General features: G+C 72.7%; 26 protein-coding genes. 16 read left to right on the top strand and 10 right to left on the bottom strand.

Going from position 1 to position 25,861, the window contains the following annotated elements:
- Positions 1–149: 149 nt before the first annotated feature.
- From O7608_RS26420 to O7608_RS26430, 3 genes are all read left to right on the top strand, one after another.
- Positions 150–755 (top strand): hypothetical protein, encoded by a 606-nt coding sequence (locus O7608_RS26420; RefSeq protein ID WP_289207141.1) that lies wholly within the window; start codon positions 150–152, stop codon positions 753–755.
- Positions 752–1,165 carry a ferritin-like domain-containing protein gene (locus O7608_RS26425; RefSeq protein WP_289207142.1) on the top strand — a complete coding sequence of 138 codons (414 nt, stop codon included), beginning with the start codon at positions 752–754 and terminating at the stop codon, positions 1,163–1,165. The genes O7608_RS26420 and O7608_RS26425 overlap by 4 nt, the downstream gene beginning before the upstream one ends.
- A gap of 91 nt (positions 1,166–1,256) precedes the next feature.
- The gene (locus tag O7608_RS26430; RefSeq protein ID WP_289207143.1) at positions 1,257–1,799 is read left to right on the top strand and encodes a PadR family transcriptional regulator; all 543 of its coding nucleotides are present in this window, start codon (positions 1,257–1,259) and stop codon (positions 1,797–1,799) included.
- Here O7608_RS26430 and map read toward each other — a convergent pair.
- Positions 1,786–2,646: a type I methionyl aminopeptidase gene (gene map / locus O7608_RS26435; protein ID WP_289207144.1), complete on the bottom strand. Its 861-nt coding sequence runs from the start codon at positions 2,644–2,646 to the stop codon at positions 1,786–1,788. The two genes, O7608_RS26430 and map, sit on opposite strands and share 14 nt — an antisense overlap.
- Positions 2,647–2,778: 132 nt before the next feature.
- On the opposite strand from map, the gene O7608_RS26440 reads away from it, so the two are divergent.
- On the top strand, positions 2,779–3,093 hold the full coding sequence (locus O7608_RS26440; RefSeq protein ID WP_289207145.1) for an STAS domain-containing protein: 315 nt from the start codon (positions 2,779–2,781) through the stop codon (positions 3,091–3,093).
- A gap of 62 nt (positions 3,094–3,155) precedes the next feature.
- Here the strand turns inward: O7608_RS26440 and O7608_RS26445 are convergent, their stop codons facing one another.
- The gene (locus O7608_RS26445) at positions 3,156–6,971 is read right to left on the bottom strand and encodes a SpoIIE family protein phosphatase (RefSeq protein WP_289207146.1); all 3,816 of its coding nucleotides are present in this window, start codon (positions 6,969–6,971) and stop codon (positions 3,156–3,158) included.
- Positions 6,972–7,181: 210 nt separating this feature from the next.
- On the bottom strand, positions 7,182–7,736 hold the full coding sequence (locus O7608_RS26450) for a pyridoxamine 5'-phosphate oxidase family protein (protein WP_289207147.1): 555 nt from the start codon (positions 7,734–7,736) through the stop codon (positions 7,182–7,184).
- A 234-nt stretch (positions 7,737–7,970) separates the two neighbouring features.
- Here O7608_RS26450 and O7608_RS26455 point away from each other — a divergent pair, with 234 nt between their 5' ends.
- Both O7608_RS26455 and O7608_RS26460 read left to right on the top strand, forming a co-directional pair.
- Entirely contained in the window at positions 7,971–8,903 is a 933-nt protein-coding gene (locus O7608_RS26455) for a hypothetical protein (RefSeq protein ID WP_289207148.1), read from the top strand.
- Between the two features lie 10 nt (positions 8,904–8,913).
- A complete protein-coding gene (locus tag O7608_RS26460) occupies positions 8,914–9,441 on the top strand; it encodes a DUF309 domain-containing protein (protein WP_289207149.1) in 528 nt (175 codons plus the stop codon).
- On the opposite strand, the gene O7608_RS26465 is transcribed toward O7608_RS26460, so the two are convergent.
- From O7608_RS26465 to O7608_RS26495, 7 genes are all read right to left on the bottom strand, one after another.
- Complete coding sequence (locus tag O7608_RS26465) at positions 9,362–11,560, bottom strand: putative bifunctional diguanylate cyclase/phosphodiesterase (protein WP_289207150.1); 2,199 nt, start codon at positions 11,558–11,560, stop codon at positions 9,362–9,364. The two genes, O7608_RS26460 and O7608_RS26465, sit on opposite strands and share 80 nt — an antisense overlap.
- A 2-nt stretch (positions 11,561–11,562) precedes the next feature.
- On the bottom strand, positions 11,563–12,384 hold the full coding sequence (locus O7608_RS26470) for an SAM-dependent methyltransferase (RefSeq protein WP_289207151.1): 822 nt from the start codon (positions 12,382–12,384) through the stop codon (positions 11,563–11,565).
- Positions 12,385–12,513: 129 nt separating this feature from the next.
- Positions 12,514–13,719 carry a 3-oxoadipyl-CoA thiolase gene (gene pcaF, locus O7608_RS26475; RefSeq protein ID WP_289207152.1) on the bottom strand — a complete coding sequence of 402 codons (1,206 nt, stop codon included), beginning with the start codon at positions 13,717–13,719 and terminating at the stop codon, positions 12,514–12,516.
- 21 nt (positions 13,720–13,740) lie between these two features.
- Positions 13,741–14,532: an ABC transporter ATP-binding protein gene (locus O7608_RS26480; RefSeq protein WP_289207153.1), complete on the bottom strand. Its 792-nt coding sequence runs from the start codon at positions 14,530–14,532 to the stop codon at positions 13,741–13,743.
- A 15-nt stretch (positions 14,533–14,547) separates the two neighbouring features.
- Complete coding sequence (locus O7608_RS26485) at positions 14,548–15,324, bottom strand: ABC transporter permease (protein WP_289207154.1); 777 nt, start codon at positions 15,322–15,324, stop codon at positions 14,548–14,550.
- Entirely contained in the window at positions 15,321–16,184 is an 864-nt protein-coding gene (locus tag O7608_RS26490) for an ABC transporter permease (protein ID WP_289207155.1), read from the bottom strand. Before O7608_RS26490 ends, O7608_RS26485 begins: the two co-directional genes overlap by 4 nt.
- Positions 16,181–17,140, bottom strand: coding sequence for an ABC transporter substrate-binding protein (locus tag O7608_RS26495; RefSeq protein WP_289207156.1), 960 nt, complete (start codon positions 17,138–17,140; stop codon positions 16,181–16,183). Before O7608_RS26495 ends, O7608_RS26490 begins: the two co-directional genes overlap by 4 nt.
- 149 nt (positions 17,141–17,289) lie before the next feature.
- Between O7608_RS26495 and O7608_RS26500 the strand changes: the two genes are divergently transcribed.
- The 10 genes from O7608_RS26500 (at position 17,290) to O7608_RS26545 (ending at position 25,851) form a co-directional block, all read left to right on the top strand.
- Positions 17,290–18,513, top strand: coding sequence for a 4-hydroxybenzoate 3-monooxygenase (locus tag O7608_RS26500; RefSeq protein WP_289207157.1), 1,224 nt, complete (start codon positions 17,290–17,292; stop codon positions 18,511–18,513).
- Between the two features lie 36 nt (positions 18,514–18,549).
- Positions 18,550–19,389 carry a CoA transferase subunit A gene (locus O7608_RS26505; RefSeq protein ID WP_289207158.1) on the top strand — a complete coding sequence of 280 codons (840 nt, stop codon included), beginning with the start codon at positions 18,550–18,552 and terminating at the stop codon, positions 19,387–19,389.
- Positions 19,386–20,153, top strand: coding sequence for a CoA-transferase subunit beta (locus tag O7608_RS26510; protein ID WP_289207159.1), 768 nt, complete (start codon positions 19,386–19,388; stop codon positions 20,151–20,153). Before O7608_RS26505 ends, O7608_RS26510 begins: the two co-directional genes overlap by 4 nt.
- A gap of 32 nt (positions 20,154–20,185) precedes the next feature.
- Positions 20,186–20,929 carry a protocatechuate 3,4-dioxygenase subunit beta gene (pcaH, locus tag O7608_RS26515; RefSeq protein WP_289207160.1) on the top strand — a complete coding sequence of 248 codons (744 nt, stop codon included), beginning with the start codon at positions 20,186–20,188 and terminating at the stop codon, positions 20,927–20,929.
- Positions 20,926–21,510: a protocatechuate 3,4-dioxygenase subunit alpha gene (pcaG, locus tag O7608_RS26520; protein ID WP_289207161.1), complete on the top strand. Its 585-nt coding sequence runs from the start codon at positions 20,926–20,928 to the stop codon at positions 21,508–21,510. Before pcaH ends, pcaG begins: the two co-directional genes overlap by 4 nt.
- Positions 21,485–22,927 (top strand): 3-carboxy-cis,cis-muconate cycloisomerase, encoded by a 1,443-nt coding sequence (gene pcaB, locus O7608_RS26525; RefSeq protein WP_289207162.1) that lies wholly within the window; start codon positions 21,485–21,487, stop codon positions 22,925–22,927. Before pcaG ends, pcaB begins: the two co-directional genes overlap by 26 nt.
- Complete coding sequence (gene pcaD, locus O7608_RS26530) at positions 22,875–23,693, top strand: 3-oxoadipate enol-lactonase (protein ID WP_289207163.1); 819 nt, start codon at positions 22,875–22,877, stop codon at positions 23,691–23,693. The genes pcaB and pcaD overlap by 53 nt, the downstream gene beginning before the upstream one ends.
- Complete coding sequence (pcaC, locus tag O7608_RS26535; protein ID WP_289207164.1) at positions 23,671–24,153, top strand: 4-carboxymuconolactone decarboxylase; 483 nt, start codon at positions 23,671–23,673, stop codon at positions 24,151–24,153. The genes pcaD and pcaC overlap by 23 nt, the downstream gene beginning before the upstream one ends.
- A gap of 28 nt (positions 24,154–24,181) precedes the next feature.
- Entirely contained in the window at positions 24,182–24,988 is an 807-nt protein-coding gene (locus O7608_RS26540; protein ID WP_289207165.1) for an IclR family transcriptional regulator domain-containing protein, read from the top strand.
- Between the two features lie 230 nt (positions 24,989–25,218).
- A complete protein-coding gene (locus O7608_RS26545) occupies positions 25,219–25,851 on the top strand; it encodes a DUF998 domain-containing protein (RefSeq protein ID WP_289207166.1) in 633 nt (210 codons plus the stop codon).
- Positions 25,852–25,861: the final 10 nt, after the last annotated feature.

Here is a 25,861-nt window from a genome sequence, read left to right on the forward strand (position 1 = left end):
CGGGCACCACAGGCGGCCGTCGACACCGAGCGTCGCCACACCGCTACGACACGCCGCCTGCCCGCGACAGGGTTCGAGCCGGCGGCCGGCCGACGCCCAATCGGGCCGGTACCGGCGCATCCGCCGCACCGATGGTGTTGACTAGCCCGGTGTCCAGACCCCACCACCACCCGGTGCGGCGTGCCCGCGCCACCGGCCGTCCGGGCGCGCGAACCGGTGCCGGCTGCAGCCGGCGGGACCTGCTCCGGGGCGCCGCCGGCGCGATGTTCGCCGCCGCCACCCCAGCGGCGGTCACCGGCTGCGGCCTGTTCGACCGCACCCCGGAGCCCGAACCGGCCCCGGACCCGCTCGCCGGGTTGCTCGCCGCAACGGTCGAGCTGGCCGACGAGTACGCGGCCGCAGCCGCCAGCGTGGCCGACCTCGATGCCCTGCTGACACCGATCGCCACCACCCATCGGGCGCACGCAGCCGAACTCGCCCGGGTCACCGGCACCGAACTGGCGACGCCCACGTCCCCGGCGGACCCGACGGCCACCGCGCAAGGCCCGGTGGCCAGCGGCGGCGCCACCGTCAGCCCGGATGGCACCGGCACACCGGCACCTGACCGCGCCACCGTCGTCGCCGCGCTGCGTACCGCCGAGGAGTCGGCCCGCGACGCCGCCGTCGCCGCGTGCCTCGCCGCGACCGCCGACCGCGCCGCGCTGCTCGGGACGATCGCCGCCGCCCGCGCCTGCCACCTGGAGGTGCTCCGATGACCCCGTGGGACCGGGCGTTGGCCGCCGAACATGCGGCGATCTTCGCGTACGGGCTGATCGGGGCACAGCTGACCGGTGACGCCGTCAACCGGGCGCGCACCGCCGAGACCGCCCACCGGACGCGACGCGACGAGTTGATCCTGCGCTCGACCGGCAGCGACATCGTGCCGGCCCAGGCGGCCTACGAGGTGCCCTTCCCCGTCACCGACCAGGCCAGCGCGCTGCGCCTGGCGGCCGAGGTCGAGGAGCGCAGCGCCGCCGTCTGGCGGGACCTGCTGGCGGCCACCGAGGGCCCGCAGCGCGAATCGGCGCTGACCGCGATGATCGAGTACGCGGTGCGGGCCACCCAGTGGCGGCAGACCGCGGGCAGCACACCGGTCGTGCCGACCTGGCCGGGGCGGCCGGACTGAGCCGCCGGCCGACCCGAGCCGGCCCGACACCTGACCCCGGATTCATGACCTCGGTTGCCGGCGCCATACCTGGTACGCATACTCGAGTGCCATGTCCATCCGTCACGGCCTGCTGGCGTTGCTCGGGACCGGACCGATGTACGGCTACCAGCTCCGCGCCGTGTTCGAGGCGCAGACCCGCCAGACCTGGCCGCTGAACATCGGGCAGGTCTACACCACGCTGGCCCGGCTGCAGCGCGACGGCCTCGTCCACGCCCTGCCGGCCAACGAGGCCGGGCAGCGACCGTTCGAGATCACCGGTCCCGGCCGGGACGAACTGGCCCGCTGGTTCGCCAGCCCGGTCCCCCGCGCCACCCGTGGCCGGGACGAGCTCGCCATCAAGGTCGCGGTCGCGCTGGTCAGCCCTGGTGCCGACGTACCGGCCATCCTCGCCACCCAACGCGCCGCGATCATGGACGAGCTGCGGGACCTGAACCGGACCCGGCTGGCGGTCGCCCCTGCCGACCTGGCCCAGCGGCTGGTGCTGGACGCCCAGCTGTTTCAGGCGGAGGCGGAGGTCCGGTGGCTCGACCACTGCGAGAACGTGCTGAGTCGGACCGGTGGGCCCGCTCCGGCGGCCGTCAGGGCAGGGTGAGGATCTCGTAGCCGTCGTCGGTCACCACGATGGTGTGCTCGAACTGCGCGGTCCACCGGCGGTCCTTGGTGACCACGGTCCAGCCGTCGCGCCAGACGTCGTACTCGTGGGTGCCGAGGGTGATCATCGGCTCGACGGTGAAGGTCATCCCCGGTTCCATCACGTCAGTGGGGCGCGGGCTGTCGTAGTGCGGCACGTAGAGCCCGCTGTGGAACGCCTCACCGATGCCGTGGCCGGTGAAGTCGCGGACCACGCCGTAGCGGAACCGGCGGGCGTAGGACTCGATCACCCGGCCGATCACGTTGATCTGCCGGCCCGGGGCGACCGCCCGGATGCCCCGCATCATCGCCTCGTGGGTCCGCTCCACCAGCAGCCGGGCCTCCTCGGAGACCTCACCGACGCAGAACGTGGCGTCGGTGTCGCCGTGCACACCACCGATGTACGCCGTCACGTCGACGTTGATGATGTCGCCGTCGGTCAACACCGTCGAGTCCGGGATCCCGTGGCAGATGACCTCGTTGAGGCTGGTGCAGCAGGACTTTGGGAAGCCCTTGTACCCCAGCGTGGACGGGTAGGCCCCGTGGTCGCAGAGGAACTCGTGCACCACCCGGTCGATCTCGTCGGTGGTCACCCCGGGCTTGCAGTACTCGCCGGCGAGCTGCACCGCCTGGGCCGCCAGCCGACCGGCGAAGCGCATCCGCTCGATGGTCTCCGGGGTCTGCACGTGCGAGCCGCGCCACGGGGTGGGCGAATCCCTGCCGACGTACTCCGGCCGGGCGATGTGCGTGGGCACCTCGCGCCAGGGCGAAACGGTGCCGGGGGTCAGCGGTGCGCGGACGGCGGTCATCCCCCCAGGGTATCGCCGGACCTGGGCGGCTGACGTCCCAGGCGGGCCCGGCCCGCTGCCCCGCCGGCGACCCGGACCACCCGGTACCTCCGATTCTTGATGGATCCGCACAGTTGTGCCATCTTCTACTGCGTGGACCTCGAGGATCCGGAACCGGTCTTCTCCGCCACCAGTGACCTCGACGGCGACCGCCTGACCGTCACGGTGCAGGGCGAAGTCGACATGGCGACGGCGGACAGCATGTACCAGGCGGCGACCCGGGTCGCCGCCGACGCCCTCACGCTCGACCTGCGTCAGGTGTCGTTCTTCGACTCGGCAGCGATCCACGCGTTGATCCAGCTCATCGACCGCTACCCGCAGGCGCTGACGGTACTGCCGTCGCGGCAGGTCCGCCGGGTTCTGGAGGTCTCCGGGCTCGGCGAACAACCGTGGCTCGCCACGGCCTGACCGTCGCCGGTCAGCCACCCGTCTGACCGTCGCGGGTCCGCCACCCGCCCGGCCGTCGCCGCTCAGCCGCGACCGGGGCGCGCCGCCAGCCGACGGCCCAGCGTCACCCGACTGCCGTGTTCGTCACGGTCGATCCGCAGCTGGGCCAGGGCGGCGATGAGTGCCAGCCCGCGCCCCCGGAACCCGGCGTCGGTCGCCTCCCGCCAGCCGCCGCTGTCGCGCACGCTGGCCGTCAGGTCGTCGCCGTCGATCGAGACGTCGACCCAGATGTCGGAGTCCGCCGGGCTCACCGGGTGCTCTATCGCGTTGGCGGCCGCCTCGGAGATCGCCACGGTCAGATCGAACTGGTCGGTCTCGCTGAGACCGTGCGCGGTGAAGAAGTCCTCCAGCCGCCGTCGCAGCAGCGCCAGCTTGGTCGCCTGCGCCGGCAGTCGCAGCGTCAGCCGGTCCAGCTCGGTGGTCTCCAGCACCAGCACCGCGACGTCGTCGCGGCGGGGCCGGCGGGCCACCCGTAGCAGCAGCCGGTCGGCGACGTCCTCGACATGGTCGCCGCCGGCCACCGCGTCGGCGCGGACGTGGTCCAGGCCGGCGTCGATGCCCTCGCTCCGGTCCTCGATGAGCCCGTCGGTGTAGCAGATCAGCCGGGTGCCGACGTCGAGCCGGGTGACCGCCGTGGCGTACCTGCTCGCCGGGATCGCCCCGATCGGCGGCCCGAGGGCCCGCTCGTGCAGCAGGTGCGCCGTACCGTCGACGACCAGCACCGGCGGCGGGTGCCCGGCGCTGGCGTAGCGCAGCTCACCGGTCGCCGGGGCGACCGACAGGCACACCACGGTCGCCAGTGACCGCCGGCTCATCGTCGCCATCAGACGGTTCAGCCGGGTCAGTGCGTCCCCGGGGGCGAACCCCTCCAGCAGGTATGCGCGCAACGCGTTGCGCAACTGCCCCATCGTGGCGGCCGCGCTGACGCCCTTTCCCACCACGTCGCCGATGACCAGCACGAGCCGGCCGCCGCCGACCTCCACCGCGTCGTACCAGTCGCCGCCGACCTCGGCCTCGGTGTTGCCGGGCAGGTACCGGCTGGCGAGCAGGGCACCCGGCACCCGGGGCAGCGTCTGCGGCAGCAGGCTGTGCTGCAGGGTGGTGGCGATGCGGTGTTCCGCCTCGTACAACCGGGCATTGCCCAGCCGCAGGCCGACCAGCCGGGCGAACTCCGCCAGGGCGGTGGAGTCGATGTCGGTGCCGGCCTCGTCGGCCGGCCAGACCAGTAGTTCCCCGAGTCGTTCCCCGGTCGCGCCGATGAACGGGATGGCCGCTGCCGGCTCACCGGTGCTGCGACCACCACCGTCGGCCTCGTGGCGGGCCCCGGGGGCGGTGGCGACCACCCGGGCCGCGTTGGCCAGTCGCTGGACGTGCGCCACCGTCGCCCGTAGCACCTCGGTGGTGGTCTGCGCGGTGTTCACCGCGATGGCGGCGTCGGCGAGCGCCCGCAGCTGGCGGATGATCCGGCCGCGCAGCTGGCCGAGTTCGACGTTGGCTCGGACCCGGGCGACCAGCTCCCGCGCCGCGAACGGCTTGATCAGGTAGTCGTCGGCACCGGCGGCGAGACCTTCGACCGCGGACTCCGGCCCGGCGCGGGCCGAGAGCACCACGACCGGTACGTGCCGGGTCCGCGGGTCCGCCCGCAACGCGGCGACCAGCCCGAATCCGTCGAGGTTCGGCATCATCACGTCGGTCAGGACCAGGTCGAAGGCGGTCCGGGTGGCCAGGTCGAACGCTTCGGCGCCGTCGGTCGCGGTCGCCACCTGCCAGTACGGTGCCAGCAGCCGGCTGACGTGGTCGCGCAGGTCGGCGTTGTCGTCGACGACCAGCACCCGTCCGACCGGCGCCCCGGCCCGCGACGAGGACGCGGGGTCGGTGCCGCCGTGCGTCGTCGCCTGCGGTCCGGCCGGTGCCGTACCGGTCCACCGTTCGGTCTCGGCCAGGTGCAGCCGGACCACGTCGTTGTCGGCAACGGCGTTGCCGACAATGCCGTTGCCGTCGGAGGCGTCGACGTCGGAGGCGTCGACGTCGGAGGCGTCGACGTCGGAGGCGTCGACGTCGATGGCCGCCGGCCCGACCGACGGGGACGGCAGGTGCCCGGTGCCGAGCGGGACGCCGACGGTGAAGACGCTGCCGTGGCCGGGTTCGCTGCGTACCGCCACGGTGCCGCCGTGCAGCTGCACCAGCTCGCGGACCAGGGCCAGTCCGATGCCGGTGCCCTCGTGGCTGCGGCCCCGGGCTCCGGCCACCCGGTGGAACCGTTCGAACAGGTGCGGCAGGTCCGCCGCCGGAATTCCGATCCCGGTGTCGGCGACGGTCAGCTCCGCCAGCTGGTCGCGCTGGCGCAGCCGGACGGTGATGCCGCCCTCCAAGGTGAACTTCAGCGCGTTGGAGAGCAGGTTCAGCACGACCTTCTCCCACAGGTCCGGATCGACGTGGACCTCGACAGGCAGCGGCGGGCAGTCCGCCACCAGGTCGAGGCCGGCGCGCTGCGCGGCCGACCGGAACGTGCTGACCAGGCGATTGGTGAGGTCGGCCAGGTCGACCGGCTGGAACGCGGCCCGCGCCCGCCCCGATTCCAGTCGGGAGAAGTCCAGCACCGTGTTGACCAGCTTGAGCAGCCGCAACGCGTTGCGGTGCATCATTTCGGCCCGTTCCCGGTGCGCGGCGGGCAGGTCGGGCTCGTCGAGCTGGTCCTCGATCGGCCCGAGCAGCAGCGTCAGCGGGGTCCGGAACTCGTGGCTGACGTTGGCGAAGAAGTCACTCTTGGCCTGGTCGATCGCGGCCAGTTCCGCCGCCCTGGCCCGTTCGTGCAGATAGGCCCGCTGGTTGGTGACCGCGCTGGAGACCTGGCGGGCGAGCAGGTCGAAGAAGTCACGGTAGTCACCGGTGAAGGGCAGATGCCGGCTGCGCCCGACGACCAGCGCGCCGACCGGATCGGTGGCGGCGCAGATCGGTAGGACGACCGCGTCGGCGGCCGCGCTGTCCGGTGCTACGGCGACGAAGTCACCGACCGGTGCCGACCCGTCGGTGCCCTCGCGCAAGGCGGCGAGCAGCGCCGCCGGGGCGGCGTCGGAGTCCGGATGCCGGGGCGCGACGACGGTCTCCGCCGGCACGCCGGTGACGCCGGCGAGTCGGGCGGAATCGGCGTCGGGACCCAGATAGAGCAGAGCGAACGGTACGTCGCCGCGACACCCGTCGAGTACCTCGAGCACTCCCCGGCGCAGCTCCGCCTGACTCTGCAGATCCGACAACCGGGTGCTGAGGTCGGCCAGCGCCCGCAACCGCCGCTCACCGAGCACCCGACCGGTGGTCTCGCTGACGACGCAGTAGACCCCGCCGACGCTGCCGTCCTCGACCCGCAACGGATCGTAGGAGACGTCGAAGTAGGTCTCCTCCAGGAAGCCGTGCCGTTCGAGCATGAACGGGTGGTCGGTGCCCCGGTAGGCGGTCCCGCTGGCGACGACCCGGTCGAACAGTGGCTCCAGGACGTCCCACAGCTCGGACCAGTGGTGTGCCGCAGGCTCCCCCAGGGCCGCCGGATGCTTGGCCCCGATGGTGGGCAGATACGCGTCGTTGTAGAACGCCCGCTGTTCGTCACCCCAGTACAGGACGATCTGGGCCTGGGAGGAGAGCATCATGGCGACGGCGTGGCTGAGACTCGCCGGCCACTGGTGCGGCGGGCCGAGCGGCGTGGCGGACCAGTCGCGGTCGCGAATCATCGCCCCCATGTCGCCGCCCGCGTCGAACGCGGCGGCGAGCGCGGCAGGCAGGGCGGCTCCCGTGGTGGCTGGTGCCGGTGCCGGTGCGGTCCCCGCCGGCTCATCACCCTCTGCCATCACTGACCACCTTCAGTAATCGAACCCCGTCACGCCACCGCACCGCCCGGCCGGTGCCGGACCGTCCCCTGCCCCGGACCATCCGGCGTGGCCCGCCTCCTACCCTGTGGCGGTCCCGCCCTAACGTGCCGGCGGACACCATCGGTCGCGTGAACGCACCGACGGACACCATCGGCAGCGCCGCCGACCGGACCGGCGGCGACGGCGCGGTCAGGAGAACGCCGGCAGACCGTCGAGGCTGACCGCGTTGCGGGTGGCGCGGTAGTCCACCAGATCGTCGGCGCTGCGGCGGGCGTGCGCCTGGATCAACAGGTCGCGGTCGCCACCGTACTGCAGCAACGGGACGCCGTACCCGCACGAGTCGCTGACCCGCGTGACGTCGACCAGGATCACCGAGCGCGCCCCGTGCTGATCCGGTGCATCGTCGAAGATCGCGGCCAACCCGGTGAACCGGGGGTCGTCGACCGGCACCACCGACCCTTGGCCGTGCAGCCGGACGATCTTCGGTGGGCCGTCGAACGCGCAGAACATCAGGGTGATCCGCCCGTTGTCGCGCAGATGCGCCACCGTCTCCGCGCCGCTGCCGTGGTAGTCCAGGTACGCGACCCGATGCGCCCCGAGTACGGCGAACGTGCCCCGCATTCCTTTCGGGGAGACGTTGACGTGACCGTCGCCTCCCGACGGCGCGGTCGCGACGAAGAACATCGGCTGTGCCTCGATGAAGGCCCGTAGGCGGCCGTCGATGTCGGGGTACACCTTGCCCATCGCCCCATCGTTGCACGCCGCGACCGCGCGTCGACACGCCGCGCGTCACCGACGACGCGTGCCGTAGGCGACACCGCAGGGACGCCGACGGTGCCCGTACGGTACGAAGGTCACCGGCCGGGTCACCCGCCGGTGCGGCCGTGACGTCATGCCGGGTGTGAGTGCTGTGTTCGACACGACCGCAGGCGGTTCCGGTTCGGCGACACGGGAGAGGCGGGCACGGTGGCGGGTGAGATGAAACGGCTGCTGGAGCAGGAGCTGCTCGGGCAGCCGGCGCCGCCGCTCGGGGACCTGGTGACGACGTCGATCCGGTTGGGCCGGCGGCGACGCCGGGTACGCCGGGCGCTGGCCACCGTCGGCGGTGTCGCCGCCGCGGCGTTCGCCACCGTCGCGATCCTGCTCACCCCGGCAGTGCTGGGGGCGATCGCCAGCGGCGGAGTCGACGACGTGGCGCCGGCCGCCGCCCCGCCGGCCACCGTCACGGTGCCGGCACCGGCACCGGCCCTGACCCGGGGGCCGTCCGCCGGTGCCCTGGCGAACCCGAGCCCGCTCGCCACGCCGCGTCCCCGGTGCGGCGAGAGCGATCCGGCGGGGCTGTCGGCGTCGCTGTCCCCGCGCACCCACGTCACCAACTGTCCGGCGCCGGAGTCGCTCGATTTCACCGTCGTCGCGCCCGAACTCGACGGACAGATCGCACCGGCGACCGCCCAGGACGCGCTGAAGCTGCTGCTCGGGCTCCTCCCCAAGGGCCGGACCAGTGACTACCGGATGAGCGACGAGCCCTGGACCGCGTCGGGCATGTCGACCGTGGCGCTGCGACTGGACCGGGGTGCCGGGCCGGGGATGATCCGGTTGACCGTCTCGCACGTGGATCCGGCCTCGGCAACGCGGTGCGAGGCCGGGCAGCTGTGCTATTCGTTGCCGGACGGCACCACCGTGGTCATCTACGACCTGCCGGACGACTGCCTGACCGGTCGCGGGCTGTGGGTACAGCGACCGGACGGCATTCGGGTCGAGCTGAACATCGCCCGCTGCGTGCCGTGGGACGACAGCACCAGCCGGCCGACCGAGCCGGTGTTGACCACCCAGGAGGCGCTCACCATCGCGCTGGATCCGCGATGGGGTGGCGGGTCGTCGGCGCGGGTCCTGCCCCCGGCCGCCAGCTAGGGTTGGCCGGGTGACCCGTACGCCGATCGGCCGCGACCGCGACGGTGCGGGGCGTCCCCGCAACGCCCGGCCCCGCGACGAGCTCGGTCGGCCGCTGCCGCCGGGGGCACCCGGGGTGCCGACGATGCCGGACGACCTGGTGCTCCCCCCGGTGGAGGCGCTCGACGAGGCGCAGCGGCTGCTCGACGCCGGCCGGCCGTTCCACGCCCACGAGGTGCTGGAGTCGGCCTGGAAGGCGGCACCGGCACCGGAGCGGGAGTTCTGGCGCGGCCTGGCCCAGCTGGCCGTGGGACTGACCCACGCCCGGCGGGGGAACCCGACCGGCGCCGCCCGGTTGCTCGCCCGTGCGGCCCAACGGATCGCGCCGTACGCCGAGCAGCCGCCGTACGGCGTGCCCGTGGCGGACCTGGTGCGGTTCGCCCGCGCGGCGGCCGAGGAGCCCCCGACCGACGGCGCCGTCACGGTCCGGTTGCGTCCGGCCCCCGGTCCGGCCCCTGGCCCGGCCCCTGGTCCTGGTCCCGGGACAGCGCAGCGGTGATCTGGTCGGCCGGCACCGGACGGCCGAAGTGCCAGCCCTGTGCCTGGTCGCAGCCGAGCGCGGCGAGCCGCCGCGCCTGCTTCGCGGTCTCCACGGCCTCGGCGGTGACGGTCAGGTCGAGGGCGTGCGCGAGGCGGACCAGCGCGTCGACGATCCGCTCGTCGCGGTCGCCCTGGGGCCCGTCGGCGCGCATCCCTTCGACGAAGCCGCCGGCCAGCTTCAGTACGTGGATGGGCATCCGCCGCAGGTAGGCCAGGTTGGAGTAGCCGGTGCCGAAGTCGTCGATCGCCAACCGGACGCCGAGATCGGCCAGGCGGCGCAGGGCCCGCAACGGCTCGCCGCCGGTGGCCATGACCGCGCTCTCGGTCAGTTCCAGCTGCAGCAGGTGCGGCGGCAACCCGGTGCGGGTCAGTACCCCGGCGACCTCGGCGACCAGTTGCGGATCACTGACCTGCCGGGCGGCGATGTTGACGCTGACCACGACCGGGACGTGCGGGTACGCGGCATGCCACCGGCTCGCCTGCCGGCAGGACCGCTCGAGCACCCACCGGCCGAGTCGCACGATCAGGCCGGTCTCCTCGGCGAGGGTGACGAACCGGTCCGGGCCCAGCCGGCCGAGCTGTGGATGCTCCCAGCGGACCAGCGCCTCGACCGCGGTCGTCGTATCGTCGGCGAGGCGGACGATCGGCTGGTACTCCACCACGAACTCGCCCCGGTCCAGGGCCGCCGGCAACGCGGCGGCCAGCGCCGAGCGGGTGACGTCCTGCGCACCACGGACCGGGTCGAAGGCGGCCCACCGGCCGCGCCCGGCCGCCTTGGCCCACTGCAACGTCGTGTCGGCGGCCTTCATCACATCGGTGGGATCCCGACCGGCCTGCGCGGATTCCACCACCGCGGCGCTGGCCGTGACGGTCAGCTGGTGACCGTCGACGTGGATCGGTGCGGCGAGGGCGGTCAGCACCGACTGGGCGACGCCGACCAGCTCCGTGGTGCCGGCGCAGCGGTACACCAGGATCACGAACTCGTCACCGCCCATCCGGGCGGCCAGATGCCCGGCGTCTGCGACGCTGGCGACGAGCCGTTGGGCGACCACGGTCAGCACCCGGTCACCGACACCGTGACCGAGCCCGTCGTTGATCGACTTGAATCCGTCGATGTCAAGGAAACAGACCCCGACCTGCTGCTGGTCGTCGGCGAGCGCCGCCGCGAGCTCGTCGAAGAACCGCACCCGGTTGGGTAGTTCGGTGAGCGGGTCGTGCTCGGCCTGGAACCGCAGCCGTCGCTGCATCTCGTACCGGTCGCTGATGTCCTCGACCATGGCGACGGTGAACCGGGGGCGGCCGTCGTCGTGGCGCACCAGCGACACCGCCAGGTCGGTCCAGATCGGTCGGCCGTCCTTGCGGTAGTACCGCTTCTCGACCCGGACGCTGTCGTGTTTGCCCTCGATCAGCTCCAGGTAGAGCTGGTACATGCCGGGAGCGTCGTCCGGGTGGAACAGCTGCCCGACGTTGACCTCCCGCAGCTGCGCCACCGGGTAACCGAGCATGTCGGCGAAGGCCTGGTTGACGTCGATGATCCGGCCGGTGAGGTCGGCGATGCCGATACCGATGGCGGCACCGGTGAACACCGCCCGGAACCGGGCCTCGCTGTCGCGCAGCGCCTGTTCGGCGGCGTCGCGGGCGGACCAGGCGGCCCGGCGGATGCTGGACTGCTGCGCGAAGACCCGGTTGCGCAACGCGCGGGCGTAGCCGCCGGCCAGTGTTCCCTGCAACTGGCTGACCCGTTGCCGGGCCGGTGCCGGGTCCGCCAGGTGCGGCAGCACCAGCGGCAGGAAGTCGCGGCCGAGGGCGGACACCGTCCAGTCGAGCACGGCCGGCTCGGTCAGATGGTCGTCGACCAGCGCCCGCCCGACGTCACGGCCGGGCTCGTCGCTGAACGTCGCGGCCGTCACCGCGGCGGCCAGTCGCAGGGTGTGCCCGAGAAGGATGTCGACGGTCTCGGCTGAGCTCAGGGGCAGGTAGCCGAGCTGGCCGGCGGCGGCCGCCCAGCGCTGCGCGAACCGCCGCGCACCGTCGACGTCGATCCCGGCGGCCGCGTCGCCCGTACCGGACGCCGACATGATCAGGACAGGGCGGCGTCCCGGCGGGCGACACCGCCGAAGGCACCGAACCGCTCCGGGTGATCATCCACGTCGGTCGGCGAGTCCGGCCGCCACAGCGGCAGGTGCACGATTCCGGGCTCGACGACGGTGAAGTCGCCGAACATCGCGGCGACGTCCGCCCTGGACCGCAACGTGATCTCCGTGTCGGTGCGGGCCGACAGCCGCTGGGCGGCGAGCACCTCCGGCGGCTGGTCCTCGTAGGTGGCGTGGGAGATCACCAGATAGCTGCCGGGGGCGAGGCGGGCCCGCAGCCGGCGCAGGATCTCCTGCGGACCGTCGGCGTCGGGGATGAAGTGGGCCACTCCGGCGAGCAGCACCGCCACCGGCCGGTCGAAGTCGATCAGCCCGGTCGCCGCGGCCCGGTCGCAGATCGTGTCGGGCTCACGCAGGTCGGCCTGGATCACGGCGGCGGTGGTGACGTCGGCCAGGATGGTCCGGCTGTGTGCCACCGCCACCGGATCGATGTCCACGTAGACGACGGTCACCGTCGGGTCGACCGCGTGGGTGACCTCGTGGACGTTGCCGACGGTGGGGATGCCGGATCCGATGTCGAGGAACTGGTCGACGCCGTCGGCGAGCAGCATCCGTACCGCTCGGCGCAGAAAGGCCCGGCCGGCCCGCATGGTCTCGGCCAGATGCGGTGTCATCGCCATGATCTGCTCGGCGAGCTGCCGGTCGACCTCGAAGTTGTGCGCGCCGCCGAGAAAATAGTCGTAGACCCGGGCCGCGCTGGGGCGCGAGATGTCCACCCCGGCCGGTACGTCGTCGAGCTGGTCCGCCATCCTGCCCTCAGCCTCCTGGCGACGCGGTTCGCCGGCCCATGGTAGCGCCGCGACGGTGGAATGTGCACCGCTGGCAGATTCACGACAATGCCGGAAAGCTGCCCGACGGCGTACCGGCCCGGGGGAACCTCAGCGGGCCGACTCCAGCAGCAGCGAGATGCCCTGCCCCACCCCGATGCACATGGTGCACAGTGCCCGCTGGGCGGACCGTTCGCGCAACTCCAGCGCTGCGGTCAACGCCAGCCGGGCGCCGCTGGCACCGAGCGGATGCCCGAGTGCGATCGCCCCGCCGTTCGGGTTGACGTGCTCGGCGTCCTCCGGTAGGCCCAGCTCGCGGAGCACCGCGACGGCCTGCGCCGCGAACGCCTCGTTCAACTCGATGACGTCCACGTCGGAGACCTTGAGGTCGAGCCGGCCGAGCAGTCGCCGGGTCGCCGGCACCGGGCCGATCCCCATCACCCGGGGAGCCACCCCGGCGGTGGCCGCACCGACCACCCGGGCCAACGGGGTCAGCCCGTACCGCCGCACGGCGTCGGCACTGGCCACCAGCAGCGCCGCCGCACCGTCGTTGACCCCGGAGGAGTTGCCGGCGGTCACCGTACCGCCGTCGCGGAACGGCGTCGGCAGCGCGGCGAGTTTGTCCGCCGAGGTCTCCCGGGGGTGTTCGTCGACCGCGACCGTCACGGTGCCCTTGCGGCCCTGCGGCACCTCGACCGGCGCGATCTCGGCGGCCAGTCGGCCGCTGGCCTGTGCCCGGGCGGCCCGCTGCTGGGACCGCAACGCGAAGGCGTCCTGCGCGGTGCGCTCGACGCCGTACTCGGCAGCCACGTTCTCGGCGGTCTCCGGCATCGAGTCGGTGCCCCAGCCGGCGCGCATCAGCGGGTTCACCAGCCGCCAGCCGATGGTGGTGTCGTGGATCTCCGCCGCCCGCGAGTACGCCGTGGCGGCCTTGGGCAGCACGAACGGTGCCCGGCTCATGCTCTCCACCCCACCGGCGACGACCAGGTCGGCCTCACCGGCCACCACCGCGCGGGCGGCGATCGCCACCGCGTCCAGCCCGGAGCCGCACAGCCGGTTGACCGTGGTACCGCTGGTCTGCTCCGGCAGCCCGGCCAGCAACGCCGCCATCCGGGCCACGTTGCGGTTGTCCTCACCGGCCTGGTTGGCGCAGCCGAGCACCACGTCGTCGACGGCCGCCCAGTCCACCGACGGGTGCCGGGCGACGAGTTCACGGATCACGTGGGCGGCCAGATCGTCCGGACGCACCGCAGCGAGCGCGCCGGCGAACCGGCCGATCGGGGTACGGACGCCGGACACCAGGTAGGCGACGGACATGACAGGGCTCCCTCCGGCAGGTCAGTGCTGGCCGGCCGGGGCGCGCTGACCCCGCTTGGCGGCCTGGATCTGCTCGTAGACGTGACCGCGCAACTGGGTGAAGCGCGGGTCGGCGCGGGTGTGCAGCTGATCCCGGTCGACCGGCAGGTCCACCGTGACCTCGTCCTGCACCACCGTCGGCGAGGAGGACAGGATCAGCACCCGCTGACCCAGGTAGACCGCCTCGTCGATGTCGTGGGTGACGAACAGGATGGTGACGCCGAGCCGCTGCCAGAGCTGGCGGATCAGATCCTCCAGGTCCGCGCGGGTCTGGGCGTCGACCGCGGCGAACGGCTCGTCCATCAGCAGCACGTCCGGCTGGTACGCCACCGCGCGGGCGATCGCCACCCGCTGCTGCATGCCGCCGGAGAGCTGCCACGGATAGGCGCTGTGGGTGTCGGCGAGACCGACCGCGGCCAGCGCCTCGTCGACCAGTGCCCGACGCCGGGCCCGGGCCATCCGCTTCTGCCGCAGCGGCAGCTCCACGTTGTCCCGCACGTTCATCCACGGGAACAGGCTGCGCCCGTACTCCTGGAAGACCACGGCCATGCCCGGCGGCGGGCCGGTGACCGTCTCGCCGCGCAACCGCACCTGCCCGGAGGTGGGCGGAAGCAGGCCGGCCATGCACTTGAGCAGCGTCGTCTTGCCGCAACCGGACGGGCCCACCAGGCACACCAGGTCACCGGCGGCGATGGTGAAGGTCAGGTCACGCACCGCCTCCACCTGGCGCTGGCGCCCGTCGTAGACCTTACGTAGGCCCTGGACATCGAGCATCGCTCGGCACCTTTCTCATGAGCTGCGCTGCGCCCGCCGCAGGCCGTGGTACCAGGCCAGGGCGCGCAGCTCGACGAAGCGGAACAGCACGGACAGGGCGAAGCCCAGCAGGCCGAGCAGCAGGATGCCGCTCCACATCTGCGGAATCGCGAAGGTGCGCTGGAACTGCACGATGGTGAAGCCGAGCCCGTTGCTGGCCGCGAACATCTCGCTGATCACCATCAGGATGATGCCGATCGACAGTGACTGGCGCATGCCGGCGGCGATCTGCGGGCTGGCCGCGCGCAGCACCAGGTGCCGCAGGCGGGCCACCCCGGTGATCCCGTACGACCGGGCGGTGTCGGAGAGCACCTCGTCGGTGGCGCGCACGCCCTCGACGGTGTTGAGCAGCACCGGCCAGACGCACCCGGCGGCGATCACCACGACCTTCATCGTGTTGTCGATGCCGGCGAAGAGCATGATGATCGGCACCAGCACCGGCGGCGGAATGGCGCGGAAGAACTCCAGCACCGGTTCCAGCACACCGCGTACGGTCCGGAAGCTGCCGACCAGGACGCCGAGTCCGATCCCGACCACGACGGCCACGGTGTAGCCGCCGGCCAGCCGCAGCAGGCTGGGCAGTACGTCGGCCAGCAGCCGCTCGGGCGTCCAGGTCGTGGGGAACACGGTGAGGATCCGGCTCAACGGCGGGGAGTAGAAGCTGGTGCTGCCGGCGGTGGCGAACCACCAGACGGCGAGCAGCACCGCCGGCAGGGCGAGCGCGAAGCCCACCCGTTTGACCAGCCCGGTCACGCGATCACCTCGCCACGCATCGACTGGTGCCAGGACAGCGCCCGGCGCTCCACCGCCCGCGCGATCAGGTTGATCGCCACGCCGAGCAGGCCGGTGACCACCACCAGGGCGTACATCAACGGCACGGCACCGGAGGTCTGGGCGACCGCGATCCGGTTACCCAGCCCCGGGGCACCGATCACCAGTTCGGCGGTGATCGCCAGCACCAGGGCGACGGCCGCGGCCAGTCGTACGCCGGTCATCACGTACGGCAGCGCGGTGGGCCAGACGACGTGTCGGACCCGGGCCCAGGTGCCCAGGCCGTAGCTGCGGGCGGTCTCGTCGGCGACCGGGTCGACGTCCTGTACGCCGTAGAGCACCTGGACCAGCACCTGCCAGAAGGCGGCGTAGACGACCAGCAGCAGGGTGGACTCGATGCCGGTGCCGTAGAGCAGCACGGCGAGCGGGATCAGCGCCACCGACGGGATGGGGCGCAGGAACTCGACCGTCGAGGCGGTCAGGGCCCGCAGCAGCGGCACCGTACCGATCAGCACTCCCAGTGCGATGCCGGCGCCGACGGCGATGGCCAACCCGATCGCCCAGGCGGTGAGGGTGTCGCCCAGCGCGACCCAGAACCGGCCTTCGCCGAGCAGGTCGACCAGCGCGGCGAGGATCTCGGTGGCCGGCGGCAGGTACCGGGCCGACACCAGCGGCGTGGCGGGCAGGATCTGCACCACGGCGAGCAGGCCGGCCAGCCCGGCGAGGCCGAGCAGCAGGTTCGACGGCCGGCGCCGCCGGGTCGGCCGGGGCCCGGATGGTGACGTGCCCCGGTCGGGGCCGGCGGTGCCGGCCCCGACCGGGGTGTTGTCGACCGCTGTCACGGCAGCAGCGCGTCCAGATCCGGCTCGGACTCGAAGACGCCGTCGGCGAGGCCGAGCTCGGCGACCCGCTCGATCGACGCACGGTTGATCTCCGCCGGCCACTGCGGCAGCGTCATCGCGTCCAGGATGGCCTGGTCGATGTCGGTGTAGCTGCGCAGCACGTCACGCACCTCGTCCGGGTGGGCGTTGGCGTAGGACAGCGACTCGGCCATCGCCTCCTGGAAGCGGGTGACCAGGTCGGGGTTCTCCTGGGCCAGCTTGGTGCTGGTGAAGTAGACCGCCACGGTCAGCTCGGGGGCGGTGTCGACGAAGTTCCACGCGACGACCCGGGCACCGGCGTCCTTGGCGACGGTCAGCGACGGCTCGACCATCCAGGCCGCGTCGACGTCGCCGTTTTCGAGCGCCGCGGGCATCTGGGGGAACGGCATCTCGACGAACTGAATGTTCTCGGGGTCGCCGCCGGCCTTGCGGACCGACTCCCGCACGCTGGTGTCGCCGATGTTCTTGAGGGTGTTGACCGCGACCTTCTTGCCGGCCAGGTCGGCCGCCGTCTGGATCGCGCTGTCCTCCTTGACCGCGACGCCGCCGAAGTCACCGTCGGCGCTGCCGGTCGAGGCCACCCCGTTGGCGACGACCTTGATCGGTACGTCGCTGACCTGGGCGGTCATCAGCGAGGTGACGTTGCTGAAGCCGAACTGGAACTGCTCACTGACGACACCGGGGACGATGGCGGCGCCGCCCTGGCCGCTCTCCATCGTCAGGTTGATGCCGCGCTTGGCGAAGAAGCCCTTCTCGTCGCCGAGGTAGATCGGCGCGACGTCGACGATCGGGATGACGCCGACGGTGACGTCGGTTACTTCGCCGGTGCCGTCGGCCTCGTCGGAGGACGAGTCGGAACCACAGGCGGCGACCAGCAGTGCGGTGGCCAGAGTGAGGGCGACGAGGGGCCGTCGCATGGGACCTCCAGTTGAGGGATGGGTATGACCGATCGGGGGTGTTCGCGTACCGAACGATGGTTCTTATGATGAACGTACGGGCTACCCCGGCTCACGTCAATGTGCATATCGGAAGATACTCTGCCAATCCGGCAGGGGAAGGGAGCAGCGTGCGCACCCAGGTTGGCATCATCGGAGCGGGACCGGCGGGGCTGATGCTCTCCCACCTGCTGCACCTGGAGGGTATCGACTCCGTGGTGCTGGAAACCCGCAGCCGGTCGTACGTCGAGCGCCGGGTCCGGGCCGGCGTGCTCGAGCACGACACGGCACAACTGCTCGCCGACACCGGCGTCGGCGACCGGATGCGCCAGGAAGGGCTCGTCCACACCGGCCTTGACCTGCGCTTCGACGGTGTGTCGCGGCGCATCGACCTGGCCGCGCTGACCAGCGGACGGTCGATCACCGTCTACGGCCAGCAGGAAGTGGTCAAGGACCTGATCGCCGCCCGGCTGGCCGCCGGCGGCGAGATCCTGTTCGAAGTCTCCGACGTCAGCCTGGACGGCATCGACACTGATGCCCCGGTGGTCCGGTTCGAGCACGAGGGCACGATACGCGAACTGCACTGCCTGGTCGTCGCCGGCTGCGACGGTTTCCACGGGGTCAGCCGGGGCGCCATCCCCGAGACGGCCCGACGCACCGTGGAGCACACCTACCCGTTCAGCTGGTTGGGGATCCTGGCCCAGGCCGCGCCGTCGGCGCACGAGCTCATCTACACCCACCACGAGCACGGTTTCGCCCTGCACAGCATGCGCAGCCCCGACGTGACCCGGCTCTACCTGCAGGTTCCCAACGAGACCGACCTGGCCGACTGGCCGGCCGCCCGGATCTGGGACGAGTTGCACACCCGGCTGGCCACCGACGACGGCTTCACCCTGAAGGAGGGTCCGATCCTGGAACAGGGGGTGACACCGATGCGCAGTTTCGTTACCGAACCGATGCGCCGCGGCCAGCTGTTCCTCGCCGGCGACGCGGCCCACATCGTGCCGCCGACCGGCGCCAAGGGGCTCAACCTGGCGGTGGCCGACGTGCGGTTCCTGGCCGAAGCGCTGACCAGCTGGTTCAAGCAGGGGCGGGGCACCGGGCTCGACGAGTACTCGGCCCGGTGCCTGCGGCGGATCTGGCGGGTGCAGCACTTCTCGTCCTGGATGACCGGGTTGCTGCACCGACCGGCCGACGCCGACGAGTTCTCCCACCGGTTGCAGGTCGCCCAACTCGAGTACGTCGCCACCTCGACGGCGGCGGCGACCACCCTCGCGGAGAACTACGTGGGGCTGCCGTTGGACTGGAGCCGGCGCGTTGACATGCCGGCGCGACCGACCGTACCGTTCGCTTAGCGAACGATTGTTCTACACACGCACCGGGGATGTGGCATGGGTGAAATCTCCTCACTGTCCGACGCTGTCGCCGAGCTGGTCCACGACGGCGACAGCGTCGCCCTGGAGGGCTTCACCCACCTGATCCCCACCGCCGCCGGGCAGGAGATCATCCGCCAGGGCCGGCGGGACCTGACGCTGATCCGGATGACCCCGGACATCGTCTACGACCAGCTGATCGGCGCCGGCTGCGCCGCCAAACTGATCTTCAGCTGGGCGGGCAACCCCGGCGTCGGATCACTGCACCGGTTCCGCGACGCGGTGCAGCGCGGCTGGCCCCGGCCACTGGAGATCGAGGAACACAGCCACGCCGGCATGGCCAACCGGTACGTCGCCGGCGCCGCCGGGCTGCCCTTCGCCGTCCTGCGCGGCTACGTCGGCACCGACCTGGTCGCCCACACCGCGACCATCGCGCCGATCACCTGCCCGTTCACCGGCGAGGTGCTGACCGCCGTACCGGCGCTCAACCCCGACGTCGGCATCGTGCACGCCCAACGCGCCGACCGGCAGGGCAACGTCCAGGTGTGGGGCATCACCGGGGTGCACAAGGAGGTCGTCCTGGCGGCGAAACGGTCACTGGTCACCGTCGAGGAGATCGTCGACGAGCTGGAGCCGCGCCCCGGCGCGATGGTGCTGCCCGGCTGGGCGATCACCCGGGTCGCCGAGGTCCCCGGCGGGGCCCACCCCTCCTACGCGATGAGCTACAGCGACCGGGACAACGCCTACTACCAGCAGTGGGACGAGATCAGCCGGGACCGCGAGACGTTCACCCGCTGGCTCGACACGCTGATCCACCCCACGGCCGCCGCCGCACCGACCGACGGGGGTGCCGCATGAGTGACCCGACCGCCAGCACGGACTTCACCCTCGACGAGATGATGACCGTCGCCGCCGCCCGGGCGCTGCGCGACGGGGCACGCTGCTTCGTCGGCATCGGCCGGCCGAGCACCGCCGCCAACCTGGCCCGCCGTACCCACTCCCCCGGGCTCGTGCTGATCTACGAGTCCGGCACGATCGGGGCCAAGCCCGACCGGCTCCCGCTGTCCATCGGCGACGGCGTCCTCGCCGAAACCGCCGACGCGGTCGTCTCGGTGCCGGAGATCTTCAACTACTGGCTGCAGCCCGGCCGCATCGACGTCGGATTCCTCGGCGCCGCCCAGATCGACCGGTACGCCAACATCAACACCACCATCATCGGTGCCACGTACGCCGACCCGAAGGTCCGGCTGCCGGGTGCCGGCGGCGCGCCGGAGATCGCCGCCTCCTGTGGCGAGGTGATCGTCATCGTGCCGCAGAGCCGACGGACCTTCGTCGACCGCGTCGACTTCGTCACCTCGGTCGGCTTCGGCGCCGGCCCCGGTGACCGGCAGCGACTCGGCCTGCGCGGACACGGACCCACCCTGGTCATCACCGACCTCGGCCTGCTGCGCCCGGACCCGGACACCTGCGAACTGACCCTCACCCAGCTGCATCCCGGGGTGCAGGTCGACCAGGTCACCGCCGCCACCGGCTGGCCGTTGAAGGTCGCCCCCGACCTGACGACCACCGCCGAGCCCACCGCGCGGGAGCTGGCCACGCTGCGCCAACTGCTGCACCCCTGACCGGTCGACGCCCCCCGAGGAGGCAACCGTCCATGCCTGAGCACGCCGCGCCCGATGCGAGCCCCCACGGGCTGCTGCTACCGCGCTACCGCCGCGACGACACCGCCGTACACCCGCCGCTGCTCTCCCCCGGGTACAAGTCCACCGTGCTGCGCGCCCCGGCCGAGCCGCTGGTGCTGCTGCCGCAGACCCTCACCGAGGTGACCGGCCCGCTGCTGGGCGAGGGTCGGGTCACCGCCGCCGACGCCGACCTGAGCTCCGACCGCGACGGCCAGGCGCAGGGCCAGCGGATCATCGTGCACGGCCAGGTCCGCGACAGCGACGGGCGGCCCGTGCCGGACACCCTGGTGGAGGTGTGGCAGGCCAACGCCGGTGGGCGTTACCTGCACAAGCTCGACCAGCACGACGTACCGTTGGATCCGCACTTCACCGGCGTCGGCCGGGCGGTGACCGACTCGATGGGCCGCTACCGGTTCGTCACCATCAAGCCCGGCGCCTACCCGTGGCGCAACCACGCCAACGCCTGGCGGCCGGCGCACATCCACTTCTCGCTGTTCGGCCGGGCCTTCACCCAACGCCTGGTCACCCAGATGTACTTCCCCGACGACCCGCTGTTCGCCTACGACCCGGTACTCAACTCGATCCCCGACCCGGCCGCCCGGCAACGGCTGATCTCGACGTTCGACCTGGACAACACCGTCGAGGAGTGGGCGCTCGGGTTCCGGTTCGACATCGTGCTGCGCGGGCGCGAGGCGACCCCGATGGAGGAGTCATGACCAGCGGCGCTGCGGCGATCTGGGACCAGTTGACCGAGCTGACTCCCGCGCAGACGGTCGGACCGTACCTGGGGATCGGCCTGCCCTGGCCGGACGGACCGTACGTCGTCGAGCCCGACACCCCGGGCGGGATCTGGCTACGCGGGAGACTGTTCGACGGGGCCGGCGACCCGGTGCCGGACGGTCTGATCGAGACCTGGCAGGCCGACGGGCAGGGCCGTTTCGACCACCCGGACGACCCCCGGGGCGCGGTGGCCGGGTTCCGCGGCTTCGGCCGCTGCCCGACCGACGAGTCCGGCGGGTACGCCATCTACACCCGTAAGCCAGGGGCGGTGCCCGGCCCCGGCGGGCGGCCGCAGGCACCCCACGTCGACGTGTCGGTCTTCGCCCGGGGGCTGCTGCACCGGGTCGTCACCCGGATCTACTTCCCGGACGAGTCCGAGGTCAACGCCGCGGACCCGGTCCTGGCCGAGGTGCCGGCGCACCGGCGGGCCACCCTGGTCGCGACCGCCGAACCGGACGGCTACCGCTTCGACATCCGGCTGCAGGGCGAGCATGAAACCGTTTTCTTCGCCGTCTGAACCCGACACCGGCCCCACCGAGACCGGTCCGGGCGGACTGTTCGACGCCCTGCTGGCCGCCGGAGCGGTCCGCGCCGCCGTCGACGACCAGGCGTGGCTGCGCGCCATGCTCGACGTCGAGGCGGCGCTGGCCCGCGCCCAGGCGGCACTCGGGACGGTGCCGGCGGCCGCCGCCGAAGCGATCACCGCCACCGCCCAGGAGCACCGGTTCGACCTGGCGGGGATCGGTGCGGGAGCCACCGGTGCCGGCAACCCGGTGGTGCCGCTGGTCGCCGCGTTGCGCGCCGCCGTCGGCCCGGACACCGGCCGGTACGTGCACGCCGGGGCGACCAGCCAGGACATCCTGGACACCGCCGCGATGCTGGTGGTCCGCCGCGCCCTGGCACCGCTGCATGACGACGTGGTCTGGGCCGCCGCTGCCGCCGCCCGGCTCACCGAAACCCACCGCGACACCCTGCTGCCCGCCCGTACCCTGCTGCAGCAGGCCCTGCCGACCACCTTCGGGCTGGTCACCGCCGGCTGGCTGACCGCCCTGGACACCGCCGCCGACGCCCTGGCCACTGCCGGAGACCGGGTCCCGGCGGTGCAGCTCGGTGGCGCGGCCGGCACCCTCGCCGCGTTCGGCCCCACCGGCCCGGCACTGGTCGACCGGCTCGCCGCCGAACTCGGGCTGACCGCACCGGTGCTGCCATGGCACACCGACCGCAGCCGGCTGGCCGAGCTGGCCGGTGTTCTCGGTGGCACCGCCGGCAGCATCAGCAAGATCGCCCGCGACGTCACCCTGCACGCGCAGACCGAGATCGCCGAGGTCGTCGAGGAACAACCCGGCGGCTCGTCGACCCTGCCACACAAACGCAACCCGGTCGCCGCGGTCACCGCGCTCGCCTGCGCCGCCCAGGCACCCGGGCTGGTCGCCACCCTGCTGGCCAGCATGACGCAGGAGCACCAACGCGCGGCCGGTGCCTGGCACGCCGAGTGGCGGCCGCTGCGCAGCCTGCTGGAGTCGGTCGGCTCGGCGGCGTACTGGCTGCGCCGCTGCCTGGAGGGGCTGCGGGTGGACGCGGTCCGGATGCGGGCCAACCTCGACGCCACCGGCGGCGCGCTGCTCGCCGAACGGGTCAGCGGCGCGTTGGCCGGGCAGCTCGGCCGGCAGCGGGCCAACGAGATCGTCAAGGCGGCGGTGACCGACGGGCCCGCCACCGGGCTGGCCGAGCGGCTCGCCGCCGATCCGCAGGTGGGCACCGTACTCGACCGGTCGCGGCTGGACGAGCTGCTCGACCCGGCCGGCTACCTCGGCGCGTACGACGAACTGATCGACCGGGCGCTGCACGCCCACCACCGCCGACCGGACCAGGGGAGCGCTGATGAACACCGAGGGCCATCCGGTGGACCTCGACCACGAGATCGTCGGACCTGACGGCGCACCGGTGGTGCTGCTGGCCAACTCACTGGGCAGCACCCGGGCGATGTGGGATCCGCAGGTGCCGGTGCTCACCGGCGCCGGGCTGCGGGTGCTGCGCTTCGACACCCGGGGGCACGGCCGCTCCCCCGTACCGCCCGGTCCGTACACGCTGGATGATCTCGGTGCCGACGTGCTCGCCCTGCTCGACCGCCGGAAGCTGGACCGGGTCCATGTCGTCGGGCTGTCGCTCGGCGGGATGATCGGCATGTGGCTGGCCGCGACAGCCCCGGCCCGCGTCGACCGACTGGTGCTCTGCTGCACCTCGGCGCTGCTCGGGCCGGCGCAGGCGTGGGCCGAGCGGGCCGCCACCGTCCGGGCCCAGGGCACCGGCGCCGTCGCCGACGCGGTCGCCGCCCGCTGGTTCACCCCGGGCTTCGCCGCCCGCCGACCCGACGTCGTCACGGCCGCCCGGGACATGATCGCGGCGACCCCGTCCGAGGGGTACGCCGGCTGCTGCGCCGCGGTCGAACGGATGGACCTGACCGGGCGGCTGGGCTCGATCACCGCGCCCACCCTGGTGATCGCCGCTGCCGACGACCCGGCGACCCCACCGGCGCACGGCGCGGCGATCGCCGACGGTATCCCGGGCGCCCGCCTGCGGATCGTCGACGACGCCGCGCACCTGTCCACCGTGGAGCAGCCGGAGACCATGTCCCGGCTGATCCTGGACCACCTGACCGGACCGGAGGTGACCGTCGATGCCGACCGACCCGCCGACTGACCCGGCAAGCGCCTCACCGGCCGACCCGCGCCACGAGGCCGGGATGGCGGTGCGCCGTGCCGTCCTCGGCGACGCGCACGTGGACCGGGCGGTCGCCAACACGACCGGGTTCACCGCCGACTTCCAGGACTTCATCACCCGGTACGCGTGGGGCAGCGTCTGGGCCCGCGACGGACTGGACCGGCGTACCCGCAGCTGCATCACCCTCGCCCTGCTCACCGCACTGCACTGCACCGACGAACTGGCCATGCACGTACGGGCGGCGCTGCGCAACGGGCTCACCGCCGACGAGATCAGCGAGGTGCTGCTGCACACCGCAGTCTACGCCGGGGTGCCGGCCGCGAACAGCGCGTACGCCGTGGCGCAACGGGTGCTTGCCGAGACCACGGAAGTGGGTAGTCACAACCCCGACAGCACAACGGGATCATCGGTGGATCCCGGCGCGGTGGAACCTCGATAAGGTTCTGCGACAACACAACGGGAGAGCCATGAGCGAGCACGGGCGGGAAGCTCACTTCGTGCAGTCGTTGGAGCGCGGCCTGGCCGTGATCCGCGCGTTCGACGCCCGCAATCCCGAGCTGACGCTCAGCGAGGTCGCCCGGATCTGCGACCTGACCCGCGCCGCCGCCCGCCGCTTCCTGCTCACCCTGGTCGACCTCGGGTACGTGCGGACCGACGGGCGGATGTTCTCCCTCACCCCCCGGGTGCTGGAGCTGGGGTACGCCTACCTGTCGGCGATCTCGCTGCCGGAGGTCGCCGAGCCGCACCTGGAGCGGCTGGTCGCGCAGGTGCACGAGTCGTCGTCGGTGTGTGTCCTCGACGGCGACGGGGTCGTCTACGTCTCCCGCGTACCGACGTCGCGGATCATGACGGTCTCGATCAACGTCGGGACCCGGTTCCCGGCGTACGCCACCTCGGTCGGCCGGGTGCTGCTGGCGTACCTGCCCGAGGAGGAGGCCACCGCCCGGCTGGAGGGCAGCCGGCTGGACCGGCTCACCACCCGTACCCTGCACACGGTGCCGGCGCTGCGGGCGGAGCTGAACCGGATCCGCACCCAGGGGTACGCCATCGTGGACCAGGAACTGGAGGACGGCCTGCGGTCGGTGGCGGCACCGATCCGGGACCGGGCCGGCACCGTGGTCGCGGCGGTCAACATCTCGGTGCACGCCAGTCGCCACACCCTCGAGTCGATCCGCCGCGAGTTGCTGCCACACCTGTTGGCCACCGTCGCGAAGATCGAGGCCGACCTGCGGATCGCCGCACCGGGCCGCACCGCCCGGCTCCCCGGCGCCTGACCGAGCCTTCGCCCGACCGCCCGATTCGCCGGCCATCGCCGGGCCCACGGACAACTGTGCCGCTCGGCGGTATTCCTCTGAGGAATAATTATTCCTCAGAGGAATACCGCTGATCCGGACATGTGGTCGGGGGAACCGTCAGCCGGTCGCCCGCTGCCCCGGGTCCGACCGCTGGCCGGCGTCGACCGGGCGGGCCGTGACACCGTAGCGGGCTGTGACACCGTAGCGGGGTGTGGCGTACCAGGTGGTGGGCGGTCGGGGCGGCGGTCGGCGCGGTCGGCGGGGCGGCGACCGCGACGGTCGCGGTCGTCGCCGGTCCCGGTCCGCGACTGCGCGGGTACGTCAGCGAGTCCGGCGTCGGCGACGGCGGCTACGTGCTGGCGTACCAGTTGGGGTTCCTGGTGCTGGCGGCGAGCCTGCTACTGCTCGGCGGGGCGCTGCGGCCGGTGCCGGTCGCCGCCGCGCTGCTGGTCGCGGCAGCCGTGGCGACGGCCGTCTCGGCGGCGGTGCCGTGCCGGGAGGGCTGCCCGCTGCCGCCGCACGATCCGGTCACCGTCGCCGATCTGGTGCACGGCGGGGCGAGTGTGCTCGCCGTTGCCTGCTGTGTCTTCGCGATGGTCGCCACCTGGTGGTCCGCCGCGTCGACCCGCACGGTGCGCCGGCTGGCGCTGTGGGCGCTGGCGGGCGCACTGCCGCTGGCGGCGACGGTCGGGCTGACGATGCTGCTGGTCGGCGCGGGGCTGCTGGTCGGCGTGCTGGAGCGCCTGCTGTTGCTGCTGATCGTGGCGTGGTGCGTGGGTACGGCGGCGAGCGTTGTCCGTGACCCGGAACACTCCGATTGCAGAAACTACGTAGGTACGTAATAGTTGCTTC

The sequence above is a fragment of the Solwaraspora sp. WMMA2056 genome (assembly GCF_030345095.1).
In the GTDB taxonomy this organism is placed as follows: domain Bacteria; phylum Actinomycetota; class Actinomycetes; order Mycobacteriales; family Micromonosporaceae; genus Micromonospora_E.

Excerpts from the sequence above, each read along its gene's own strand:
- O7608_RS26425 (WP_289207142.1), top strand. The coding sequence starts at position 752 with ATGACCCCGTGGGACCGGGCGTTGGCCGCCGAACATGCGGCGATCTTC.
- O7608_RS26430 (WP_289207143.1), top strand. The coding sequence starts at position 1,257 with ATGTCCATCCGTCACGGCCTGCTGGCGTTGCTCGGGACCGGACCGATG.
- map (WP_289207144.1), bottom strand. The coding sequence starts at position 2,646 with ATGACCGCCGTCCGCGCACCGCTGACCCCCGGCACCGTTTCGCCCTGG.
- O7608_RS26445 (WP_289207146.1), bottom strand. The coding sequence starts at position 6,971 with ATGGCAGAGGGTGATGAGCCGGCGGGGACCGCACCGGCACCGGCACCA.
- O7608_RS26450 (WP_289207147.1), bottom strand. The coding sequence starts at position 7,736 with ATGGGCAAGGTGTACCCCGACATCGACGGCCGCCTACGGGCCTTCATC.
- O7608_RS26455 (WP_289207148.1), top strand. The coding sequence starts at position 7,971 with ATGAAACGGCTGCTGGAGCAGGAGCTGCTCGGGCAGCCGGCGCCGCCG.
- O7608_RS26465 (WP_289207150.1), bottom strand. The coding sequence starts at position 11,560 with ATGTCGGCGTCCGGTACGGGCGACGCGGCCGCCGGGATCGACGTCGAC.
- O7608_RS26470 (WP_289207151.1), bottom strand. The coding sequence starts at position 12,384 with ATGGCGGACCAGCTCGACGACGTACCGGCCGGGGTGGACATCTCGCGC.
- pcaF (WP_289207152.1), bottom strand. The coding sequence starts at position 13,719 with ATGTCCGTCGCCTACCTGGTGTCCGGCGTCCGTACCCCGATCGGCCGG.
- O7608_RS26480 (WP_289207153.1), bottom strand. The coding sequence starts at position 14,532 with ATGCTCGATGTCCAGGGCCTACGTAAGGTCTACGACGGGCGCCAGCGC.
- O7608_RS26495 (WP_289207156.1), bottom strand. The coding sequence starts at position 17,140 with ATGCGACGGCCCCTCGTCGCCCTCACTCTGGCCACCGCACTGCTGGTC.
- O7608_RS26505 (WP_289207158.1), top strand. The coding sequence starts at position 18,550 with ATGGGTGAAATCTCCTCACTGTCCGACGCTGTCGCCGAGCTGGTCCAC.
- O7608_RS26510 (WP_289207159.1), top strand. The coding sequence starts at position 19,386 with ATGAGTGACCCGACCGCCAGCACGGACTTCACCCTCGACGAGATGATG.
- pcaH (WP_289207160.1), top strand. The coding sequence starts at position 20,186 with ATGCCTGAGCACGCCGCGCCCGATGCGAGCCCCCACGGGCTGCTGCTA.
- pcaG (WP_289207161.1), top strand. The coding sequence starts at position 20,926 with ATGACCAGCGGCGCTGCGGCGATCTGGGACCAGTTGACCGAGCTGACT.
- pcaB (WP_289207162.1), top strand. The coding sequence starts at position 21,485 with ATGAAACCGTTTTCTTCGCCGTCTGAACCCGACACCGGCCCCACCGAG.
- pcaD (WP_289207163.1), top strand. The coding sequence starts at position 22,875 with ATGAACACCGAGGGCCATCCGGTGGACCTCGACCACGAGATCGTCGGA.
- pcaC (WP_289207164.1), top strand. The coding sequence starts at position 23,671 with ATGCCGACCGACCCGCCGACTGACCCGGCAAGCGCCTCACCGGCCGAC.
- O7608_RS26540 (WP_289207165.1), top strand. The coding sequence starts at position 24,182 with ATGAGCGAGCACGGGCGGGAAGCTCACTTCGTGCAGTCGTTGGAGCGC.